At 75.1% G+C, this 20,632-nt stretch carries 21 protein-coding genes; 10 read left to right on the forward strand and 11 right to left on the reverse strand.

The window, feature by feature from the left end; translation table 11 throughout:
• From DQ238_RS12965 to DQ238_RS12990, 4 genes are all read left to right on the forward strand, one after another.
• A partial coding sequence (locus DQ238_RS12965; protein WP_233495930.1) for an IS630 family transposase occupies positions 1 to 547 on the forward strand: 547 nt, incomplete at its 5' end.
• A 334-nt stretch (positions 548 to 881) separates the two neighbouring features.
• On the forward strand, positions 882 to 1,394 hold the full coding sequence (locus DQ238_RS12970; protein ID WP_113781694.1) for a DUF4396 domain-containing protein: 513 nt from the start codon (positions 882 to 884) through the stop codon (positions 1,392 to 1,394).
• Between the two features lie 134 nt (positions 1,395 to 1,528).
• Positions 1,529 to 1,855 (forward strand): hypothetical protein, encoded by a 327-nt coding sequence (locus tag DQ238_RS23290; protein WP_199506330.1) that lies wholly within the window; start codon positions 1,529 to 1,531, stop codon positions 1,853 to 1,855.
• 109 nt (positions 1,856 to 1,964) lie between these two features.
• Complete coding sequence (locus DQ238_RS12990; protein WP_199506331.1) at positions 1,965 to 3,746, forward strand: DUF5635 domain-containing protein; 1,782 nt, start codon at positions 1,965 to 1,967, stop codon at positions 3,744 to 3,746.
• A gap of 399 nt (positions 3,747 to 4,145) precedes the next feature.
• Here DQ238_RS12990 and DQ238_RS13000 read toward each other — a convergent pair whose 3' ends face one another.
• The 9 genes from DQ238_RS13000 to DQ238_RS13035 form a co-directional block, all read right to left on the reverse strand.
• A complete protein-coding gene (locus DQ238_RS13000; RefSeq protein WP_113781696.1) occupies positions 4,146 to 4,472 on the reverse strand; it encodes a hypothetical protein in 327 nt (108 codons plus the stop codon).
• Complete coding sequence (locus tag DQ238_RS13005; protein ID WP_113781697.1) at positions 4,469 to 4,708, reverse strand: hypothetical protein; 240 nt, start codon at positions 4,706 to 4,708, stop codon at positions 4,469 to 4,471. The genes DQ238_RS13000 and DQ238_RS13005 overlap by 4 nt, the downstream gene beginning before the upstream one ends.
• Before the next feature lie 362 nt (positions 4,709 to 5,070).
• A complete protein-coding gene (locus tag DQ238_RS13010) occupies positions 5,071 to 5,559 on the reverse strand; it encodes a DUF1707 domain-containing protein (RefSeq protein ID WP_158550777.1) in 489 nt (162 codons plus the stop codon).
• 115 nt (positions 5,560 to 5,674) lie between these two features.
• Complete coding sequence (locus DQ238_RS13015) at positions 5,675 to 6,469, reverse strand: FAD:protein FMN transferase (RefSeq protein ID WP_199506332.1); 795 nt, start codon at positions 6,467 to 6,469, stop codon at positions 5,675 to 5,677.
• Between the two features lie 5 nt (positions 6,470 to 6,474).
• Positions 6,475 to 6,990, reverse strand: coding sequence for an FMN-binding protein (locus DQ238_RS13020; RefSeq protein WP_113781699.1), 516 nt, complete (start codon positions 6,988 to 6,990; stop codon positions 6,475 to 6,477).
• A 4-nt stretch (positions 6,991 to 6,994) separates the two neighbouring features.
• Positions 6,995 to 7,150 carry a hypothetical protein gene (locus tag DQ238_RS22825; RefSeq protein WP_158550778.1) on the reverse strand — a complete coding sequence of 52 codons (156 nt, stop codon included), beginning with the start codon at positions 7,148 to 7,150 and terminating at the stop codon, positions 6,995 to 6,997.
• Positions 7,151 to 7,443: 293 nt separating this feature from the next.
• A complete protein-coding gene (locus DQ238_RS13025) occupies positions 7,444 to 8,130 on the reverse strand; it encodes a response regulator transcription factor (protein ID WP_113781700.1) in 687 nt (228 codons plus the stop codon).
• On the reverse strand, positions 8,127 to 9,320 hold the full coding sequence (locus DQ238_RS13030) for a sensor histidine kinase (RefSeq protein ID WP_147263067.1): 1,194 nt from the start codon (positions 9,318 to 9,320) through the stop codon (positions 8,127 to 8,129). The genes DQ238_RS13025 and DQ238_RS13030 overlap by 4 nt, the downstream gene beginning before the upstream one ends.
• A gap of 38 nt (positions 9,321 to 9,358) precedes the next feature.
• A complete protein-coding gene (locus tag DQ238_RS13035; protein WP_113781702.1) occupies positions 9,359 to 9,982 on the reverse strand; it encodes a DedA family protein in 624 nt (207 codons plus the stop codon).
• A gap of 337 nt (positions 9,983 to 10,319) precedes the next feature.
• On the opposite strand from DQ238_RS13035, the gene asnB reads away from it, so the two are divergent.
• Positions 10,320 to 12,995 carry an asparagine synthase (glutamine-hydrolyzing) gene (gene asnB / locus DQ238_RS13040; RefSeq protein ID WP_113781703.1) on the forward strand — a complete coding sequence of 892 codons (2,676 nt, stop codon included), beginning with the start codon at positions 10,320 to 10,322 and terminating at the stop codon, positions 12,993 to 12,995.
• Here asnB and DQ238_RS22830 read toward each other — a convergent pair.
• Entirely contained in the window at positions 12,990 to 13,133 is a 144-nt protein-coding gene (locus tag DQ238_RS22830; RefSeq protein ID WP_158550779.1) for a hypothetical protein, read from the reverse strand. The two genes, asnB and DQ238_RS22830, sit on opposite strands and share 6 nt — an antisense overlap.
• Positions 13,134 to 13,258: 125 nt before the next feature.
• The gene (locus DQ238_RS13045; protein WP_113781704.1) at positions 13,259 to 14,797 is read right to left on the reverse strand and encodes a PP2C family protein-serine/threonine phosphatase; all 1,539 of its coding nucleotides are present in this window, start codon (positions 14,795 to 14,797) and stop codon (positions 13,259 to 13,261) included.
• Positions 14,798 to 14,994: 197 nt separating this feature from the next.
• On the opposite strand from DQ238_RS13045, the gene DQ238_RS13050 reads away from it, so the two are divergent.
• From DQ238_RS13050 to DQ238_RS13070, 5 genes are read left to right on the forward strand one after another with little or no spacing between them, the layout of a single operon-like run.
• On the forward strand, positions 14,995 to 16,434 hold the full coding sequence (locus tag DQ238_RS13050) for a glycosyltransferase family 2 protein (protein WP_233495931.1): 1,440 nt from the start codon (positions 14,995 to 14,997) through the stop codon (positions 16,432 to 16,434).
• Positions 16,434 to 17,615 carry an exosortase/archaeosortase family protein gene (locus DQ238_RS13055; protein WP_113781705.1) on the forward strand — a complete coding sequence of 394 codons (1,182 nt, stop codon included), beginning with the start codon at positions 16,434 to 16,436 and terminating at the stop codon, positions 17,613 to 17,615. The genes DQ238_RS13050 and DQ238_RS13055 overlap by 1 nt, the downstream gene beginning before the upstream one ends.
• Complete coding sequence (locus tag DQ238_RS13060; RefSeq protein WP_113781706.1) at positions 17,612 to 18,682, forward strand: ATP-grasp domain-containing protein; 1,071 nt, start codon at positions 17,612 to 17,614, stop codon at positions 18,680 to 18,682. Before DQ238_RS13055 ends, DQ238_RS13060 begins: the two co-directional genes overlap by 4 nt.
• Complete coding sequence (gene wecB / locus DQ238_RS13065; protein WP_113781707.1) at positions 18,679 to 19,860, forward strand: non-hydrolyzing UDP-N-acetylglucosamine 2-epimerase; 1,182 nt, start codon at positions 18,679 to 18,681, stop codon at positions 19,858 to 19,860. The genes DQ238_RS13060 and wecB overlap by 4 nt, the downstream gene beginning before the upstream one ends.
• Positions 19,857 to 20,582: an HAD family hydrolase gene (locus tag DQ238_RS13070; protein WP_113781708.1), complete on the forward strand. Its 726-nt coding sequence runs from the start codon at positions 19,857 to 19,859 to the stop codon at positions 20,580 to 20,582. The genes wecB and DQ238_RS13070 overlap by 4 nt, the downstream gene beginning before the upstream one ends.
• The last annotated feature ends 50 nt before the right edge of the window (positions 20,583 to 20,632 follow it).

Here is a 20,632-nt window from a genome sequence, read left to right on the forward strand (position 1 = left end):
CCGGCCTTCAGCACAGCGCCGCCCTCACCCGCCTGGTAACCGGAGCCCTCACGCCCTCGATCGGCGTGTCATCCCATCTGCCAGCACGTTCCCGTCACCAGGCCGACAGCTTGCTGCGGAAGTCAGGACCGAGGCGTGCACCGAACAGCACCGCCATCAGGAGTTCCTCGCCTTCCTCAAGCAGGTGGCCGCCGCCTATCCCCGCCGCGAGCTACACGTGGTCGTCGACAACCTGTCCACCCACAAGCACCCGACCGTGCGCGCCTGGCTCGAGCGCCATCCCCGGATGACCCTGCACTTCACGCCGACCTCCGGGTCCTGGCTGAACCTGGTCGAGGCGTTCTTCTCGATCATCACCCGCCAGGCGCTGCGCCGCGGCAACTTTCCGACCGTGGCCGACCTCATCGCCGCCATCGAACGGTTCATCACCGCCTGGAACGACCGCTGCCGGCCCTTCACCTGGACCAAAGACCCCGACACGGTCATCGCCAAGGCCACCGACCCGCGGCGCCACAAGACATCAACGACGTCGGATACGGAGCACTAGCAGCCTCAAAGTCTTCCCAGGTGGGAACCGGGCCAGTGTTGGCCAGCATGCCGAAGAGGTCGCGACGCCGCTCTTGGGGTGGGGTCGCCGCGTCGGGGAGGACCCTCAGGTGCGTACCTGGCTGTAGTCCCAGGCGAGCCAGCTGGGATGCATCGACGACGCCGGAGCCGTCAGCGTTGACGACGAGGTCCAAGGCCTCGGGATGCTGCTCGGCGCTGCTCATGATCAAAGTCTACTGGTCTGGGAAGCAACACCTGGGGGTGAAGCAGAACGTACGGTGTCCGCACGATACCCCCGGGGGGTATAGTGGTACTCGTTAGGGGAGGGAGTCGCGATGGACGCGCATCAGCACAACCAGTCGCTACACGCAGGGCACACCGGCCATGGCGGCCATGGGGGACACGCTGCCCGAGTCACCTGGGCGATGGCGGCTCAAGCGACGCTGCACTGTCTGACGGGCTGTGCGATCGGCGAAGTGTTGGGCATGGTCATCGGCACGTCGATCGGGCTGCACAACGCCGGAACCGTTGTGCTCTCGGTCGCCTTAGCCTTCGTGTTCGGCTACGCGCTGACGATGCGCGGCGTGCTCAAGGCCGGGCTGCCGTTCAGTCAGGCGCTCAAGGTGGCACTTGCGGCTGACACCGTCTCGATCCTCGTCATGGAGATCATCGACAACGCCATCATGGTCGCCGTGCCCGGGGCCATGGACGCCGGCATCTCGACGGTCCTGTTCTGGGCCTCGCTGGCCTTCTCCCTGGCGCTGGCCTTCATCCTCACCACTCCGGTCAACCGGTGGCTGATGGCCAAGGGCAAGGGCCACGCCGTCGTCCACGCCTACCACCACTGACACCCGCCGCGTCGGCGAGCCGCTCGACCTCGTCATGGGTGAGGAACCTCGGCTCCTGCCGCGTCACTCGGGGCAGGGGTACGCGCTCGGCCGGGTTGCGGGGGATGCGCCCGTCGCGGACGGCGAGGCCCAGGGTGACCGAGTGGAGCGAGCCACCGATCCATGACGAGAACACCCTCTACGACATCGTCGACGTACTGACCGACATCTCCGATGCACGCGGCGTCTCGGCCGCCCAGGTCACGCTCGCCTGGACGATCGGCCGCTGGCCACCCTCCGGTACCGGCGGCACCTGGGCAACGACCCGCGCAGCTTCCGCCTCGGCCGCCGCGTCCTCTATCGCCGCGACGACCTCCCAGCCCGGATCGACGCTCAGCGCGACGGCAGTGAATCGAACCGACGGTGATCCACGGGCTGCTCCTCGGCGGCTGCGGAGCAGGAGAGGCACTCCTTACGGGTGACGCTCCTCCGGTCCGACGGCCGCTGAATTCCCAACTGACCTCGCCGGTAGCGTTGAAGTTGCAGATTAGCAGCCTCGTAATCTTCAACAGCGACGGGGGAGCCCCTGCCATGTTGCCCTTCCAGCCCGAGGCAGACCTCCTGGAGGCGCGAGCGGGTCTGCGCAAGGCGGTGGACGGTGTGCTGGGACGACTGGCCGCTGGCGTACTGCCGGACGAGGCCGAGCGCGAGCGGGTGGACTTCAAGGAGGCCGGCCGTCGGGGGGCCGGAGGAGTGCTCCTGGCTGGCCAGCCGCAGAACCTGGCCGCCGCCCAGCAGCTGGCCGACAAGGTGGCCTGCTTCGCCAACACTCCTAGCGGTGGCGCACTGATCGTGGGCGTCGACAACGCGACCGGCGACCTGCTGGGCACGGCGCTGGAGCCCGAGTGGCTCCGGCACAGCATCTACCAGCGGGTCGACGTCGCGCCGAGCATCGAGGAGCGGCTCGTCGGCGGCGTGCGCCTGCTGGTCCTCTACGTCTCCGCCACCCGTGAACCCGTCGAGGACACGGGGAACCGGGTCCGCTGGCGCGTCGGCCCTGCGTGCGTGCCCGTCGACCGCACCGAGTGGTGGCGCCATCGACAGGATCAGGCCGGCTACGACAGCATGGCGACCTCCACCGGCCGCACCCTCGCCGACGTCTCACCCTCAGCGATCCTGGTGGCCAGGAGATACCTACGGGACGCCGACCCGTCCGGTGCCCAGGCGGCCGAGAGCGCGGCAGACCTGCTGCGCCGCCTGGGCGTACTCCTGCAGACCGACCGGTTGACCCAGGCCGGCGCTCTGGTCTTCTGCCCCTCCGATCACGCCCATCTCACCCTGACCGCGCTGGACGTGGAGAGCGGTGACGTCATCCTGCCGCCCGAGGACCTCTCCGGCTTGAGCCTCATCGAGCAGCTCGCCGCGGTGGAGGGGAGGCTCACCGCGCTCAACACGTCGCTCACCCTGAGGGCGTCATTCGCCGAGCAGACGGTGCGGCGGCTGCCCGCCGGCGCAGTCCGCGAGGCGATCCTCAACGGGCTGGTCCACCGGGACTGGTTGACGCCAGAACCGGTGACCGTCACCTGGGTCCAGGCCGACTCTGCGTTGCAGGTGCTCAACCCGGGGGGCTTCGCCGGAGGGGTGACCGCCCTCAACGTCCTGACCGGTCGGTATGCCCGCCACCCGGCCCTGGCCGACCTGTTCCGAGCGCTCGGCCTGGTGGAGAAGCAGGGCCTCGGGGTGGACCGGATGTACCGGGAGATGGTCACCCTCGGCCACCGGCCTCCGCTCATCGTCGAGGATGGCGGACCCCGGGTCCGCGTGCGCCTGGTCGGCGGCCACCCCGTTGTGCCGGTGATGGCCTTGGCCGGTCGCATCGAGCCGGCGATCCGCCGGCGGGACGTTCGTGTGGCGCTAGTGGTCGATGCGCTGCTGCGCGAGCCGTTCATCACCGCCGAACGGATCGCCGGTCTCCTCCAACGCACCGTGTCCGAGGCCGGTGAAGCGATCGACGCCACCGCCGAGTGCCGAGTCGACTCCCAGCCCCTGCTGTCCCGGTACAAGGACGTCTGGCTGCTGTCACCGGGAGCCGTCTCCGTCGTGGAGAACGCCGCACCTCCCCACGAGCGCAGAGCTCGAGGGATCCTTCCGTACCGACGTCCGGAGGAGCCGCTCACCGTCGTCCGCACCTGGCTGGAGGTGCACGAGCGGATCACCTCCGGGGACCAGGCCCGACTTGCCGGGATCACCCAGACCGGCGCGCTGACCCAGCTGGAGCGGCTGGTCACGGACGGCTACCTGGTGCGGGGAGAAGGGAAAGGCAGGAACGCCCACTTCCTCGCCGGCCCCCGCCTACCGGGACAGCGCCCGTAGCGCCCGCGCCGCGGCGACCGGCGGGGGCGGCGGCACACCGGCATGGGTGGAACTCCGAGAAGCGGATGGAACGGCCGGGACGGGTCGGCGCCCACACCGCGCCCACACGGCGCCCACAGAAGGGCCGTCTGCGGCTATCGCCAGCCGATCACAGCAAACGGCATCTGTGCTGGTAGAAGGTCAAGCCGGCGTAGAAGACGCTGGTCCAGCCGCACGTACTTGCCGAGCTCGACGTAGGCGATGCGACGCTGAGCGACCAAGCGGCGGACGAAGCGTTCTTCTGTGCCCAGGTACTCGCGGGCTCTTCTGCAGTGCCTCTGCAGTAGGGGACGGAGGCGAGCGGATCCCTCCTCGCCAGGGTCTGCAGATCGGTTCTTCCGCGGCGCCGTGCGGCCTGGGTCAGCCGGTCGCCTTGCGGAGGTCGTCGAGGTCGCGGGAGAGGTTGTCGACCAGTCGGGACAGCTGCCCTCGGTCCAGGGGAGGCCGTTCGTCGGCCAACGCGCAGCGGCGGATGTAGGTGGTCGGCTTGAGGCCGGCGGCTTCGGCTCGGGCGCGGATGGCGGCGATCTCGGCGGCGGTGAAGCGCACCGAGATGGTCACGTCCAGGCGGGCGGAGGTCCGGTCGGCGGGCAGCGGTGTCGGCTCGCCCCACTGCTCGTCGGCGTGGTGGGCCTCGTAGTACTCGGCGAGCTCGGCATCGGTGGCGTCGGTGCCTGGTTCGGTCATGGCTCCTCCCATGCGGTGATCGGCCGGATGCGACGGCGGCCGGCGTCGTACCGGGCCACGACGGTGGCGCGCTTCCCGCCGTGGGCGGAGTCGGTGAACAGGACGCGGTCCGGATACCGGCGGTGTCGGCGGTAGCTGGCGGCGTTGGAGATCACCTGCTCGATCTCGACCGCGGTGAGGCGTCGGCAGGCGTGGTCGAGGTTGTTCTCGTCCCACTCGATCACGTCGGAGATCACCGATCCACCTCCGACGCCTCGTGTTGCATCCTAGGCCAGCTGCAACACGATGACCAGGCTGGTGGCCGCTGCGACTCCGTGTCCCGGCTCGGCGAGCCGGCCGAAGGGCTAGCGGCCCGGGCGGTCGGCGTGCTGAGTCGCACAGCTGGCGCGCTGGCGCCGGGGACCCGCGGGAGGTCGGCTGTCGGCAGCCGGGTGGGTGGCGCAGCGACCGAGCACGTGCTCGGCCGCTTTCCGGCAGGCCTCGGGGTGACAGCCGGAGGAGGGCGGGTCGTGGGAAGCAGCCACCGGTGTGGTCGCAGCCGCCTGTGCGACCACGCCCGTGTGAGGAGCGGTTCGAGCCGGTGGTGTCGAGCCGGGGCTCAGCGGGGACCGAAGCCGCCGGGGCCGCCGTCGAACAGCTCGTGGACGGCCATGCCCCCGAGGAGCCCCACCAGCAGCAGGGCGACGACGACGGCCGCCAGCAACGCCACCGAACGGGGTGAGCGCAGGCCGGCGGCGCGCACGTCGCCGACCGTGGTGCGGGCGCGGGCCACGGCCATCGCGGCGAGCGGGCGCCACCCCGGCGCAGTGGTGGCTCCGCCCGCCGCCACGGCGGGCGGCAGGTCCGCGGTGAGTGGAGGGAGCTGGTGCACGTGCCGGGCCGCCCAAGCGGCTGCCATGCGCTCGCTGCCCTCCTCCGGGGTGAGCAGGCCGCGGGCGACCGCGTCCTGCAGGACCCGCACGGTCTCGGAGCGGTCGGCGTCGGAGGCGCGCAGCGAGGGCGGCTCGGAGGGGATGGGCCCCTCCTCGGGAGGGGGCACGTCCTCAGCGCGGCGGGCGTCGTCGTGCTCGGGGAGCTCCGGGGTCATCGTCGGCCTCCTGGTCGGCAGGGAGGGACGGCCGCCGGGGAAGCCGGCGACCACGGTCGGGATCCGGGGAAGGCGGAAGGGGCCCGTCCTCAGGTCGGTGGTGGTCGTCATCCCGTCACCGGGACACCGGGTGGACCGTCGTGGTCGTCCCGTCGGCCCACACGACGAGACCGCAGCGGCCGGGCCGGGTCTCCAGCCAGCGGGCCGCCTCGGGTCCGAGCGCGAAGGCGGCGGTGGCGTCGATGTCGGCCCAGGTGAGCGAGCCGGCGATGACGGTCACCGAGGCCACCGCGGCCGGCGGGCGCCCGGTGCGGGCGTCGACGACGTGCTCGCCGCGGTGCGCCCTGCCCGACGTGGCGACGGCGCCGCTGGACACGGGCACCACCGCGACCAGCCGCCGCGGGTCGGCGGGGTCCTCGATGCCGACCCGCCAGGGCTCGGCGTCCGGGTCGGCGGTGGAGCAGACCATGTCACCGCCGGCGGACAGGCAGAAGTCGGTGCCGTCCAGCGAGCGCAGCAGCGCCGCGGCCCGCTCGACCGCCCAGCCCTTGACCACGCCGGAGGGGTCCAGGACGACGTCGCCGTCCGGACCGGGCCGCCAGACGCTGAACGCGCCGGACGAGTCGCGCTCGGCCATGGCGCCGAGTGCCAGGACCTCGGCGACCTCGGGTGCGCAGTCCTCCAGGCCGCTCTCGCCGCGGGACAGCCGCGAGACGTCGGAGTCGGCGCGGTAGGTGCTGAACACCCGGTCGGCCTCGCGCAGCACGGCCAGGGCACCGGCCCAGGCCGTCCGCGCGGCGGTGTCGTCGGCGTGCCGCCCGCGCAGCGCCAGGCTGACCGGCATCCCCATCACGTGCTCGACGTACCGCGTCGGGGCCGGACGGGGACGTCGGGTGGGCGGGGTTCGCACGGCGGTCACAGTCCGGCCTGGTCGAGGGCGCTCTGCAGCGAGCTGGTGTAGCCCTCGCTGGTGTAGGTGGCGCCGCTGACCACGTCGATGTCCGCGCTCTGCGCGTCGAGGGTCTCCGAGACCAGGATCGGCAGGGCGCGGGCGTTGATCTGCCGGTCCCTGCCGTCGTCGTCCGGGTACTCGAGGACCTCGACGTCGGTGACCTGGCCGCCGGAGACGGTGATCTGCACCTGCACCGGCCCGTAGCGGGTCGAGGCGGCGGTGCCGGTGACCGTCGTCGACGTCGCGGAGGACGACGAGCCGGAGGACGACGAGCCGGAGGACGACGAGCCGGACGACGTCCCCGAGCCCGAGGACGACGGGCCCGACGTGCCGGAGGTCGACGAGCTGGCGCCGCCGGTCGGTGCGGCCACGGAGGAGTCACCGCCCTGCGCCGACACCGACGAGGTGGAGGTGTGGTAGCCGAAGAGGAGCACGAGCGCGGTCAGCGTGCTCATGAGCCAGAGGACGATGCGTCGCACCGGGTCACCACCCGAAGCTCTCGACGTGGAAACGGTCAGCGGGGAGGCCGGCGGCCTCGGTCGTGCGGCGGACGTCCTCGGCCCACGGCTCGGGGCCGCAGGCGTAGACGGGGTGCACGGTCGTCGGCACGGGCAGCGACGGGAGCAACGTGGTGCTCACCGGTCACCGCCGGGGCGGGGAGCTCGGCCACGGGGACCGGCGGGGCGGGGCGTGGTCACGGTGCACCTCGGAGGGGTCGGCACGGCCGGGACGCGCGGGTCTCGACGGCGCGTCCCGGGTACGGCGGTCAGGTGGGCGGGCTCGGCACCTCGCTGTGCTCTCCCGGTGGACCCCCGCGGCGGGGGCCCGTCGCCGTCGCAGGACAACGGTCCCGCGGGAGGTGCCGCGTCGTCGTCCTCCGGGCGCAGGTCCCGCGGACTACTGCAGGTGCGGTAGGCGGCGCAGCGGGGCGGTCAGCCGCGCGGGTCGGCGTCCCCGGCCCGGACCAGGCCGGTCTGGTAGGCGATGACCACCAGCTGGGCCCGGTCCCGCACGCCGAGCTTGGCCATGGCGCGGTTGACGTGCGTCTTGACCGTCAGCGGGGACAGGTAGAGGCGGCCGGCGACGTCCTGGTTGGACAGGCCGAGCGCGACCAGGGCGACGATCTCGCGCTCGCGGTCGGTCAGCTCGGCCAGCTGCTCGGGGACGACGTCGAGGCCGCCCTCCTGCGGCTGGCTGAGGAACCGCGCGATGAGGCTGCGGGTGGCACGGGGTGAGAGCAGCGCCTCGCCCCGCGCGACGACGCGGATCGCCTCGAGCAGGTCGTCGGGCTCGACGCTCTTGCCGAGGAACCCGCTGGCCCCCGAGCGCAGCGCGGCGAGCACGTACTCGTCGGCCTCGAAGGTGGTCAGCACGACGACCCGGACGTCGGCGAGCTCCGGCGCCTCGGTGATGGCGCGGGCGGCGGCCAGGCCGTCGGTGCCGGGCATGCGGATGTCCATGAGGACGACGTCCGGGCGCAGCGCGTGCGCCTGCCGGACCGCCTCGTCGCCGTCACCGGCCTCGCCCACGACCTCGAGCTCCGGGTCGCTGCCGATCAGCGCCGCGAACCCCGACCGGATGAGCACCTGGTCGTCGGCCAGGAGCACTCGCAGCGTCACGACCCGCTCCTCGGGATCTCGGCGTGCACGACGAAGACCCCGTCCGTCGCCGCGGCGCAGAAGGTACCGCCCAGCGACGTCACCCGCTCGCGCATGCCCAGCAGGCCGTGGCCGCTGCCGGCGGCGCCCGCCGGCTCCGGCGCGACGGGGTTGCGCACCTCGACGGCGACCGCGTCCGGCAGGTGCTCCACGGAGAGCTCGGCGCTGCCGGTGCCGTACTTCAGCGCGTTGGTCAGCGACTCCTGGACGACGCGGTAGGCGGCCAGGTCGGCGAGCTCGGGCAGCGGCCGCGGCTCGCCGGTGACCCGCAGGGCGGTCTGCAGGCCGGCGGCGCGCGTGGTCTGCACCAGCGCCGGCAGCTGGTCCAGGCCCGGCGCGGGCGGCGCGGTGGGGTTCTCGTCCTCGCCGGTGCGCAGCAGACCGAGCACGGTGGACATCTCGGCCAGCACCGTGCGGCTGGCCTCACGGACCAGGCCCAGCGCGGTGCCGGCCTGCTCGGGCGAGCGGGTGAGCAGGTGCCGGGCGACGCCCGCCTGCACGTTGATCACCGAGATGTGGTGCGCGACGACGTCGTGCAGCTCGCGGGCGATGCGCAGCCGCTCGTCGGTGACCCGCCGGACGGCCTCCTCCTCGCGGGTCACCTCCGCCTGCCGGGCGCGGGCCTCCGCGGCCTCGACCGCGGCGCGCTGGCTGCGCACGGCCACGCCGACCGCGGCCGCCGCGACGCAGAAGCCGGGCAGCGAGAGCGCGTGATCACGGATCTCACCCTGCGCCAGGGCCAGCGCGACCAGGTCGACGGCGGCGGTGACCACGGCGATCAGCGCAGTCGTCGCCACCGAGCAGCGCTCCCCCACGGTGTAGAGGGCGACGACGGAGACGACGAGGGCGGCGGTGGGCTGGCCACTGTGCAGCACCACCAGCACCGTGGCCGCCAGCCCGACCCCCCACACGAGCAGCGGGTTGCTGCGGCGGACCACCAGCGCGGCGGCGGCCACGGCCACCAGGGTGACGGTGACCGGCTCGAGCACGTCGCGGTCGGCGAACCGCCCACCGCCGCCGAAGCCGCCGCGCGGGCCGTCGTCGCCGAACAGTCCGGTCAGGGACGCCCCGAAGACGAGGACGGCGAGGCCGGCGTCGACCAGGCGCGGGTGCTGCGCCTGCCAGCGCGACAGCGCCCCGAGCCCCTGCACGACGGGCACCCTAGGCGCTCGCGCCCGGGCCGCCGCGGTCACCGCGCGGCTGCCAGCCGGCCGCGGCGGCGCACCCACAGCCGGGCTGCGGGCAGCACGACGGCGGCCGTGACCAGCAGCCCCGATGACGCCTCCGACACGACGGTGGAGACCTCGGTCCAGCGCCCGGCCAGTGTCTCGCCGAGCCACACCAGCCCGGCGTTCCAGCCCAGCGAGCCGAGCGCGGTCAGCGCGGTGAACCGGGCCAGCGGCATCCGGGCCAGGCCGGCCGGCACCGACACCAGGACGCGCAGCCCCGGCACCAACCGGCCGAACAGGACGACGGCGTCCCCGCGCCGGGCCGCCCAGGCCTCGACCCGGGCCAGGTGCTGCTCGTCCACGCGCAGCGGGCGGGGCAGGCGGGTCAGCAGCACCCGGCCACCGACCCGGCCGAGGGTGTGGAGCAGCCACGCGCCGACCACGGAGCCCGCGGTGGCGCCCAGCACGGCGGCCACGAAGGACAGCGACCCGGCGGCCACCTGCGTGCCGGCCAGCGGCAGCACCACCTCGGACGGCACGAAGGGGACGACGCCCTCGACGGCCATGACCGCGGCGAGGCCCGGCCAGCCGGCGCCGCCGACGAGCGCGGACACCGCCGTCGGCAGGCCGGCGAGCAGGCTCACCGGGCACCCGCGGCGGCGCGGCGCGGACAGCGGTCGGAGGTGGTCGGGGGCACGCCACCACGGTGCCGGCCGGGCGGGCGTCCGTCGTCGTCCCGCTGCAGGCTCGGCGGGGTACCGCGGTCGCAGTACGCCCGTCGACCCGGCGCGGCGCCGGCGCCCGAGGGCTCGCGGCGTCCGCGGCCGCGTTCGACCTCGGTCGTCGGAGGCCCGACCGTCCGACGGGACGTCCTGGCGAACCACCGCCGCGGTCGGTACCCCGCTCGGCGATCGAGGACCCTCCTGCACCCGCAGCGCTGCAGGACGACACGAGACCGTCCGGTTCACCTAGCCTCCCGCCATGGGCGGTGTTGCCGGTTGTTTCGGGCTGGTCGACGACCCGGGCCTGGTGCGGCGGATGAGGGCGGCTCAACGACACCGCGGGCCGGACGGCGAGGGCTGTTTCACCCACGGTCCGGTCGGCCTCGCCCACTCGCGGCTGGCCGTCCTCGACCGGGAGCACGGGGCCCAGCCGCTGACCGACGCGAGTGGCCGTTACGTCATCTGCTGCGACGGCGCGGTCCACAACCACGGCGAGCTGCGGGACGAGCTGCGCGGCCTGGGCCACACCTTCCGCAGCGGCTGCGACACCGAGGTGCTGGTCGAGGCGTTCGCGGAGTGGCGTGAGGCTGCCTTCGACCGGTTCGACGGGATGTTCGGCCTGGCGGTCTACGACACGGTCGAACAGCGGCTGTTCCTCGCTCGTGACCACTTCGGCATCAAGCCGTTGTACGTGGCCTGTCTCCCGGACGGGACCGGCTGCCCACGGGTGCTGTTCGCCAGCGAGATCAAGGCCCTGCTGGGATCGGGGGAGGTCGAGCCGGTCGTGGACGAGCGGGTCCTCTACCGCTACCTGCGTTTCGGTGTGCACGACGACGGGGCCGACACGTTCTTCGCCGGCGTGCAGCGGGTGCTCCCCGGCGAGGTGCTGACGATCGACGACCGCGGCGTCCGGCGGCGCACCTCCGATCTACCGGCGCGGCTCGGTAGCCTGCCACGGCGGCGCTACACGTCCCGGGACGGCGACGAGTACGCCGAGCAGCTGCGCCGTTCGGTGCGCGAGCGCCTGATCAGCGACGTCCCGGTGGGCACCCGCCTGTCCGGGAGCCTGGGCTCGTCGACCGTCGTCCTGCTCGTCGACGAGTTGCTGCGGCAGGATCCGGCGGCCCGGGCGGTGGGCGCCCGACAGCACACCGTCAGCGCCGTCCTCCCCGGTTCACGCTCCGACGAGGAGCGCTGCGTCGAGGCGGTCCTCACCCGCACGGAGGGGCGCGCCGTCGGGCACACGGTGCGGCCCAGCGCCGACGCCTTCGCCGAGGACCTGCGCGACTTCGTGCTCACGCAGGAGGAGCCGACGCTCAGCACCGGTCCCTACGTGCAGTACACGGTCGCGCAGGCGGCGGCCGAGCACGTGACCGTCCTGCTCGACGGCTCGGGTGCGGACGAGCTGCTGGCCGGCTCCCCGTCGTACCGCCTCGTCCACCTGCGCCAGCTGCTCCGTCAGCGGCGCCTGCTCAGGCTCGGCGTCGAGGCGGCGCGGTCCCGCCGACAGCTCTGGCAGCTGCTGCGTCCGCGGCTGTCCGCCCGGCTGCGCGGGCGGCACCGCGTCGACCCGGTGACGCTCCTGGACGACGGCTTCCTGGCCGCGCACGCGTCCGAGCGCTTCTCCCCGGTGTCGGACGACCTGCGCGCGCGGCTGCTGCAGGACCTGTTCGAGGCCAGCCTGCCGGCGCTGCTGCGCTGCTCCGACAAGAACACGGCGCGGTTCGGCCTCGAGGGGCGGACGCCCTTCCTCGACGTCGCCGCGGTCAGCCACCTCTTCTCCCTCGACGACGAGGCGGTCCTCGCCGACTCGGCGGGCAGCCGGGTGCTGCGCGACGCCACCGACGACCTGCTGCCGGACGTCGTCCGCACCCGCCCCGACCGGACCGGCTCCACGACGCGTGAGGAGCAGTGGTTCGAGCGGCTCAAGACCCGGTTCTACGAGGTGTTCTGCTCGGCGAGCTTCGGCCGCCGGCCGTACTTCGACCAGGCCGCCGTGCTCGCCGAGTTCGAGCGCTTCGTCCGAGGTCGAGGCGCCGCGGACACGGCGCTGTTCTGGCGACTGCTCAACACCGAGCTGTGGCTGCGCGCGTTCATCGACGAGGAGCCGGCCGATGTCGGCGCGGCCGTCGCGGAGGCCGAGGACAAGCCCGACCTGACGCCGAACGAGGGCAAGTCGCTCGACATCGAGGTCGGCGGCCACCGCCGTCGGCGCTATCCGGTGCAGACGCGGGCGATCACGGCCGACGACGACCTGGCCGCCCTCGCCCGGGAGCGGGTGGCCGAGTTCTTCGCGCGCCTGCGGGAGTCCCCCGAACACCGGGAGTGGCTCGGCTGCGAGTGGTCGCTGGTCGTGTGCGAGAAGGTCGTCGCGATCACGCAGGGGCGCTCGTTCTTCGTCTGGGACATCGCACCCGGCAGGTGGGCGCGGTTCCTGAGCCGCCGCGTGGCGCACACGCCGCACGGGATCGGGCTGGGCAGTCCGGAGACGATGCAGCTGGCCATCCAGGAGGCCGGGCTGCCCCGCATCCTGTTCGCCGCGCTCGTCGGCGCCGCGGCCAAGGCGCTCGGACGCCACGGCGACTTCTACCGCCTGGCCGGCTCCCACGTCGCGGCGATCGACGGCCCCACCGAGTACTCGGTGTATCCCAGCAACGTGTCGGCCAAGCTCCCGCCCGCCCGGCCGGACGAGGTGGCGGCGCGGCTCGCCGAGGCCGTGCGGACCGTTCTGCCTGCCGACGTCGCCAGCCGGTTCCGAGGAGTCGTGGTGATCGACGCCAACGACCTGGGCTGCCAGGTCCTGGGCAGCGACCGGCCCGACCAGGCGGCGAGGATGCCCGCGGTGTTCGCCGACAACCCGCTCGGTCAGGACCGGGAGCGCACACCCCTGTGCGTCGTCTTCGACGTGCCGGCCGGCGGACACTCCCGCTCATGACACCGGCGCCCCGACGAGTCGACCGAGCAGCGCCTGCCTGATCGCCGGGCGGGAACCGAAGACCAGCAGGAACAGCGCCTCCCGCGCCGTCCGCTCGGCGTCGCTGCCGGTCAGGACGGCGCGGCTGCCGGTGGCCACGTCGCGTCGACCGCGGCCGCCGCCGGCGCGAGCAGGTCGGCGGCCAGCTCGCGGGCCCGGGCGACGACGTCGGTCACCCCGCCATCCTCGCGTCCGGGCGGACGGGTCCGCGCCCGGCGGCGGGCTCAGGCCGCCGGAACGGCGGCCCGCGCGGTGCGGGTCGCGGCCAGCACGCAGACGTCGTCGTCCCGTTCGACGGCGGTGTGGCTGCCCTCGATGACGGTGTGGACGAGCGCACGTGCCCCTCCGCGGCGCCGGAGACCCCGGCGGGCGGCGGCGGTCAGCCGGGCCAGGCCCTCGTCGAGGCTCTCGCCCCGGCGCTCCACCAGCCCGTCGGTGTACAGCAGCACGGCGGCGCCGCCCGGGAGGGTCGTCCTCCCGGTGGGGTAGTCGAGGTCGGCCTCCACCCCGAGGATGAGCCCCTGTGCCCGGTCGAGCAGCGTCACCCCGCCGTCCGGTGCGCACAGCAGCCCGTAGGGGTGACCGGCGCTGGCGTACTCGAGGGCGCCGGTGGCCAGGTCGAGGTTGAGCACCGCGGCGCTGGCCATCGCCGGGCCCAGGGCGCCGACGAGGAGCCGGTTGAGGCAGGTGAGCACCTGCCCGGGGCCGTGGCCGTCGGTGACGTAGGCCCGCATGGCGCCGCTGAGCCGGGCCATCAGCCCGACGGCGGCCGGCCCGTGGCCCACGACGTCGCCGATGGCCAGGACCAGCCGTCCGTCCGGAGCGGGGAAGACGTCGAACCAGTCGCCGCCGAGACGGATCTCCTCGGACGCGCCGAGGTAGCGGGCGGCGAGATCCAGCCCGGGTACCTCGGGCAGCGCGGGCAGCAGGCTGGTCTGCAGCTCCTGCAGCACCTGCCGCTGGCGGCCCAGGGTGGCCTTCAGCTCCTGTTCCAGGCGGCGGACCTCGGTGACGTCGCGGGCGACCGCGGCCACCCCGACGGTGGGCCCGTGCGGTACGCGGACGGGGAAGAACGACTCCAGCCAGGTGTGGCTCCGCCCGGGGTCGGCCGGGGTGGTGCCGACGATCTCCACGTCCCGCAGGGGCCGCCCGGTCTCCAGCACCCCCCGCAGCAGCGGCTCGGCCTCGTCCCGCAGGTCGGGCAGCAGGTCGAACACGGGTGTGCCCTCGTGGTCGGCGACGCTGAAGCCGTTCATGGCGGCCAGCTCCTGGTTGATGCGGACGAAGCGCAGCTCCGGGTCGATCAGCGCGAACCCGATCGGCGCGTCCTGCAGCAGGGTGGACACGATCGCCGCCTCCGACTGGACGAGGCGGCGCAGGCGCTCCTCCCGGCTGAGGTCGATGACGACGGCGACCCACTCGTAGGGCTCCCAGCTGACCGCCGACACGGCCGCGAGCACCGGCACCCGGCTGCCGTCGGGCCGCAGGAAGTCCTTCTGCAGCACGGCCGACCCGGTGCGGCGGACGTCGTCCACCGCCGCCGCGTCGCGCTCGGCGTGGTCGGCCGGGGTGATCGCCGGCCAGGCGATGCCCTCCTCCAGCTCGCCGCGGCTGCGGCCGAGGATGCGCAGCAGTTCGTCGTTGGCCTCCGTGACGACCTCGTCGGTGCCCGACGCCATCCCCACCGCGTCGCCGGCGAACAGCGCCCGCAGCCGTTCGGCCTGCCGGACGACCTCGACCGGCCCAGGGCCCCCGTCTCCCACGGCGGGGGAGTCTGCCAGAGGGCCACGACGCTCCCGGCGCGCGCGGAGCGCTGCAGCGCGGACCGCCCGGCGACCGGGAGGGACGCCGTCCCGGGAGGCCGCTTCGGCTCAAGCCGGGACCGGTCGGTGCCGATGACCCCCGACGACGGAGGAGCGCGCCCGCCGGGGTCGGGTGGGCGTCGGCGGGAGGGGAGGCCGTGGTCAGCGCAGCGGCCGTGGTCACCGCAGCGGCCGGGACGCGCCCGGCGGACCCGCACGCCGCCCGGCCCGAGCAGCGGCGACTGGTGCTCCTGTCCTACGTCTGCGGCTTCGCCGTGGTGGCCGCGCTGTACGGGCTCGACCGCACGCTCGGCGTCGTCGCCGGCCTGCTGAACGTCGTCTTCGGCGTCTACTTCTGCCGGCACCTGGCGTTCGCGGTGGCCGCCGCCCGCTGGGCGGAGAAGGACCTCCTGGCCGCCGACGTCGGCCTGGGGACCTACACCCCGTCGGTCGCCGTCCTCGTCGGCTGCAAGAACGAGGAGCTCGTCGTCGACGGGATGGTCACCGCGCTCCTCTCGCTGGACTACCCGGCCGACCGGCTCACCCTCGTCGTCGTCGACGACGGGTCGGACGACGGCACCGGCGCCCGGCTGGACGGGTGGGCCGCCCGCGACCCCCGGCTGCGGGTGCTGCACCGCCCGCCGGGCTCCGGCGGCGGGAAGTCCGGCGCCCTCAACGACGCCCTCGACCTGCTGGACGCCGAGATCGCCGTGGTGTTCGACGCCGACCACGAGCCGGAGCCGACGGCGCTGCGCCGTCTCGTCCGCCACTTCCGCGACCCGGTGGTCGGCGCGGTGATGGGCCGCTGCGTCATCCGCAACGGCCGCGACTCGTCGATGGCCGGCACCGTCTTCGTCGACTTCCTCTCCGGCTACCTGGTCAACGAGTACGGCCGGCAGGCCCTGTTCGAGCTGCCCGCCTACGGCGGGGCCAACTGCGCGGTGCGGATGTCGACCCTGCGGGCCCTGGGCGGCTGGAACCCGCACACGGTCACCGAGGACACCGACCTGACCCTGCGCGTGCTGCTGGCCGGCCAGCGGGTCCGCTACGACCTCTCCGCCGTCGACTTCGAGGAGGCGGTGGTCAGCGCCCCGCGCTTCTGGACGCAGCGGTACCGGTGGGCCCGGGGCCACCAGAAGTGCTTCCGGGACCACTGGCGTCCGCTGATGCGCTCGCCGCACCTGTCGCCGGTGGAGAAGGTCGAGACGACGCTGTTCCTGCTCGTCTACCACGTGCCCCTGCTCAGCGGCATCGGGCTGCTGCTCACCGGGCTGCGGGCCGTCGGGATCGGCGACCTGCCGGTCGTCGGGCTGCTGCCCCTGTCGATGCTGCTGTTCGTCGGCCCGCTGGCCGAGCTGTCCGTGGGGCTGCTCATCGGGCGGGTGGAGCGGCGCGCCGCCTGGCGGCTGCTCGGCTTCCTCCCGGCCTTCGCCCTGTCCATCTGGATCACCACGCGCGCCTACGTCGACGGCATGCTCGGCCGCCCCTACACCTGGGTGAAGACGTCCCGGTCGGGGGCCACGTCCACCGTCCGGGTCGACCCTCCGCCGCCCGCGGTCGGGGCCGCCGCGCCGCCGTCGTCGAGGACCGGCGCCTGATGGCCCGGGCCGCCGGTGATCCCGGGGCGGGGGGCCGGCGCCGCTACCGACGCCCCGGCAGCCGCCGACGTCTCCTGGTGGTGCTGGGCGACCTGGCGCTGGCGGCGCTGATCTGCTGGGTCGGCTTCCGCCACGGCGCCGCCGTCCTGCAGGTGCACGAGGCCCGCTGGGTGGTCGCCTCGTTGCGGCTGCTCGGGGTGGACTCGGCGTCGGACGCCCTGCCGCGCCACATCATGGTGTTCCGGGACGACGGGGGGATGATCCTCGCCGGGGTCACCGAGTCCTGCTCGTCGATCCTGTCGGTCCTCGGGCTGACCGCGCTCACCGTCGTCGTCCTGCGGGGCCGGCGCCAGCACGCGGTGGCCGGGCTGGTGGTCGCGGTCGCCGCGCTGCTGGTGCTCAACCACCTCCGGCTGGCCGCCTCCACCGTCGCCGGTCTCCTCTGGGGGGACGCGGCGCTGGTCCTCTTCCACGACTGGGTGGGCACCGTCTGGAACCTCGCCGCCACCCTCGGCGGCTTCCTGCTCATGGTCTGCACCACCCTGCCCACCGCCCAGCGCGCCGAGCAGGACGTCGCCGGCCGGCACACGGCGCGCCGTCCCGACAGCTGGGCGCGCCCGGGTCTGGGCTACCGGCTGCCGGTGGACGACGCCCGCCCGGCCTCCCGTCGGTGGACCCCGACCGGCCTGGTGCACCGCCACCTGCTGCCGCGGCGGGCCTCGCGGTGGCTGGGTGCGCGCCGGGAGGCCGGGCGCATCGACTACCGGATCGGGTACCTGCCCGCGGCCGAGCGGGCCGAGCGGGTCCGCGCGCTGGCGGCCGACGGGCTCGGGGCGCACGCGGCGTCGCTGGTGGCGGTGGCGACCTACGACGACGACCCGGCCGTCCTCGACGTGCTGGCCGAGGCGGTCGCCGCCCGGCAGTGGGAGCCGGTCACCGGATCCCGCGTGGCGGCCCTGCGGCTGTGGGCGCGCGGCTGGCTGCTGCCGCACCCCGGACGGGACGGGGCCCCGCCCGCCGACGACACGCTCCCCGTGCTGGCGGCCCGCCCGGCCCCCCCGGTGCCCGCCGTCCCGCGGGCCCGGGCCGGCGACGGCCTCCCATCCCCGGCCGCCGCCACCCGACCGCGCAGCTTCGCCCGTTCCCCGCTCCCGCTCCCCGCGACCCAGGACGACCGATGACCTCCTCCCTGCCCCAGCCCCGTTCGGCGCCGGCCGCCCCGGCGCTCCCCCCGGCGGCGGACCCGGACGGCCGCGCCCCGGCCGTGCTGGTCACCGGAGCCGGCGGCCCGGCCGGCGTCGCGGTGGTCCGCCGCCTGGTCGCCCTCGGCCACCGGGTGGTCGCCGCCGACGCCGACGCGGCGGCCGCCGGGGGAGCGTTCGCCTCCGTCGCGGTGACCGTGCCGCGCGGTGACTCCCCCCGCTTCGTCGACGCGCTGGTCGGGATCGCTCCCGCCTGCGGCGTCGACGCCCTGGTCAGCACGGTCGCCGAGGAGCTGCCGCGGCTGACCGCCGGCGCCGACCGGCTGGCCGCGGCCGGCGTCGCCACCTGGCTGCCCACCCCGACCGCCGTGGACCTGTGCTGCGACAAGGCGGCCTTCGCCCGGCGGATGGGAGCCGCCGGTGTGCCGCACCCGGCGACCGCGACCGGCGCCGACGACGTCGCCGGCGTCCCCGGCCCGTGGGTGGTCAAGCCGCGGACCGGGCGGGGCAGCCGCGGCGTGCGGCTGCTCGACGACCCGGCCGAGGTCGCCGCCGCGCTCCGCGCAGACGCCGGGCTCGTCGCCCAGACCCGGCTCGAGGGCCGGGAGTTCACCGCCGACGCGCTGGTCGACCGGGACGGCGAGCTGCGCACCGCCGTCCCCCGGTGGCGGGAGGAGACCCGGGCCGGGATCTCGGTGAAGGGCCGGACGTTCGCCTCCGAGGCGGTGACCGACGTCGTCGCGCGGGCCCTGGCCGCGGTCGGGCTCACCGGGTCGGCCAACGTGCAGGGCTTCGTCGCCGACGACGGCGAGGCGACCGTCGTGGAGATCAACCCGCGGTTCTCCGGCGGGCTGCCGCTGACCCTCGCGGCCGGCGCCGACGTGGTCGGCGCCTACCTCGCCGGCGTCCGGGAGCCGGGCGTGCCGCTGCCGTACCTGTGGTTCCGGCCCGGCGTCTCGATGAGCCGCTACTTCGCCGAGACCTACGCCAGCGACGACGGCAGCCCGGTCGTCGACCCCTGCGCGCCGGTGGCGGTGACCGCGTGACCGCGCGGGCGAGGTCACGGCACGGGCGGAGCACCCGCAGCCGGCACGTCCTCGTGCCGTTCGGCACCCGCCCCGAGGTCGTCAAGCTCGCCCCGGTCGTCGCCGCCCTGCAGGCCGCGGGCCACCGGGTGAGCGTCGTCGACACCGGCCAGCACACCGACCCCGCGCTGAGCTCGCAGCTGCAGACCGCGCTCGGGCTGACCCCCGACTCCCGCTTCTGCCTGCCGGCCGCCCCGGCCGAGCGGACCGGCGCTCTGCACGCCGACGCGGCCCGCGCGGTCGCCGGCTGCGCGCCCGACCTGGTGCTGGCGCTCGGCGACACCACCACCGTGCCCGCCTACGCCCTGGCCGCCCGCGCCGCCGGCGTGCCCTTCGCCCACCTCGAGGCCGGGTTGCGCAGCCTCAACCCGCGCAGCGTGGAGGAGGTCAACCGGCGGGTCGCCGCGGCCGCCGCGCAGCTGCACCTCGCGCCCACGGAGCGGGCCGCGGCCTTCCTCGCCGCCGAGGGCGTCGACGCGGAGCGGGTGTTCGTCGTCGGCAACCCGGTCGTCGACACCCTCGTCGCCCGCGGGGTCCGGCGGGTGCCGCTCGCCGAGCGCCGCGGCGTCCTGGTCACCGCGCACCGGCCCACCAACGTCGACGACCCCGTCCGCCTGGCCCGGCTGGTCGGCGTGGTGCGGGCGCTCGCCGAGCAGGTCGGCCCGGTGACCTTCCCGGTGCACCCGCGCACCGCGGCCCGCCTCGCCGCGGCCGGGCTCACCGGCGCCCTCGAGCACCCGGGCGTCACGCTCACCGGCCCGGTGGGGTACGACGCGCTGCTCGCGGCGCTGGCCTCGGCCCGCCTGGCGGTCACCGACTCGGGCGGCATCCAGGAGGAGGCCGCCTACCTGGGGGTGCCGGTCGTGGTGCTGCGCGGCTCGACGCCGCGCTGGGAGGGCGTCGAGGCCGGGACGACGACCCTGGCCGGGCTGGCCGACGACCGCGCGGCCGCCGCCGTCCTGGCCGCCGCTGCCGGGCACACCAGCGCCGAGGGCCAGGAGCGGGCCGCGGCGGCGCCGTGCCCGTACGGGGACGGGACGACGGGTCCGCAGGTGGCCGCCGTCCTGGCCGATCCGCGGACCGATGCCCTGCTCGCGCTCGACGAGCCCGACTTCACCGACGGGCGGCTGCCCTGGTGACCGGCTGGCGAGGGTCGCCGCCGCTGGGCGTGGTGGTCGACCTCGACGACACGCTCTACCCGCAAGCCGACTACCTGGCCTCCGCCGCCGCGGCGGTGGGGGTCGCCGCGCACACCGCCGGGCTGGACGGCGCCGCGGTGCACGCCGCCCTGCGGCGCGAGCTGGCCGCCGGGTCCGACGCCGGCGGCACCGTCGACCGGGCCCTGCTCGCCGCGGGCGTGCCGGCCGCGGCCCTGCCCCGGTACGTCCCGGCGCTGGTGGCGGCGTTCACCGCGCACACCCCGTCCCGGTTGACCCCCCATCCCGGGGTGGCCGAGGCGCTGCGCGCGCTGGCCGCCGCCGCGCCGCTGGCCTGCCTGACCGACGGCAACCCGGTCATCCAGGCGGCCAAGCTGGCCGCCACCGGCCTGCAGCCGCTGCTGCCGGTCGTCGTCGTCACCGACGCGCTCGGTGGGCGGGCCGTCCGCAAGCCGCACCCGCTGGGGCTGCTCGCCGCCGCCGCGCGGCTGGGCGTGCCGCCCGACCGGCTGCTGGTCGTCGGCGACCGGCCCGGCAAGGACGTCGCCGTGGCCGCGGCCGTCGGAGCGCGCGCGGTCCGCGTCCGGCAGGGGGAGTACGCCACCGCCCCCGACGACCCGCGCACCTGGGCGGTCGTGCACTCCTTCCCCGCCGCGGCGCAGCTGGCCCTCGAGGTCCTGGGCCTGGCCGCCGCCCCGGCCTGAGGGGTCCTCACCCCTCCGGGTGGTCTCCGGTCCCCGGGGCTCCAGCCGGC

The organism is Geodermatophilus sp. TF02-6, from assembly GCF_003319115.1.
In the GTDB taxonomy this organism is placed as follows: domain Bacteria; phylum Actinomycetota; class Actinomycetes; order Mycobacteriales; family Geodermatophilaceae; genus Geodermatophilus.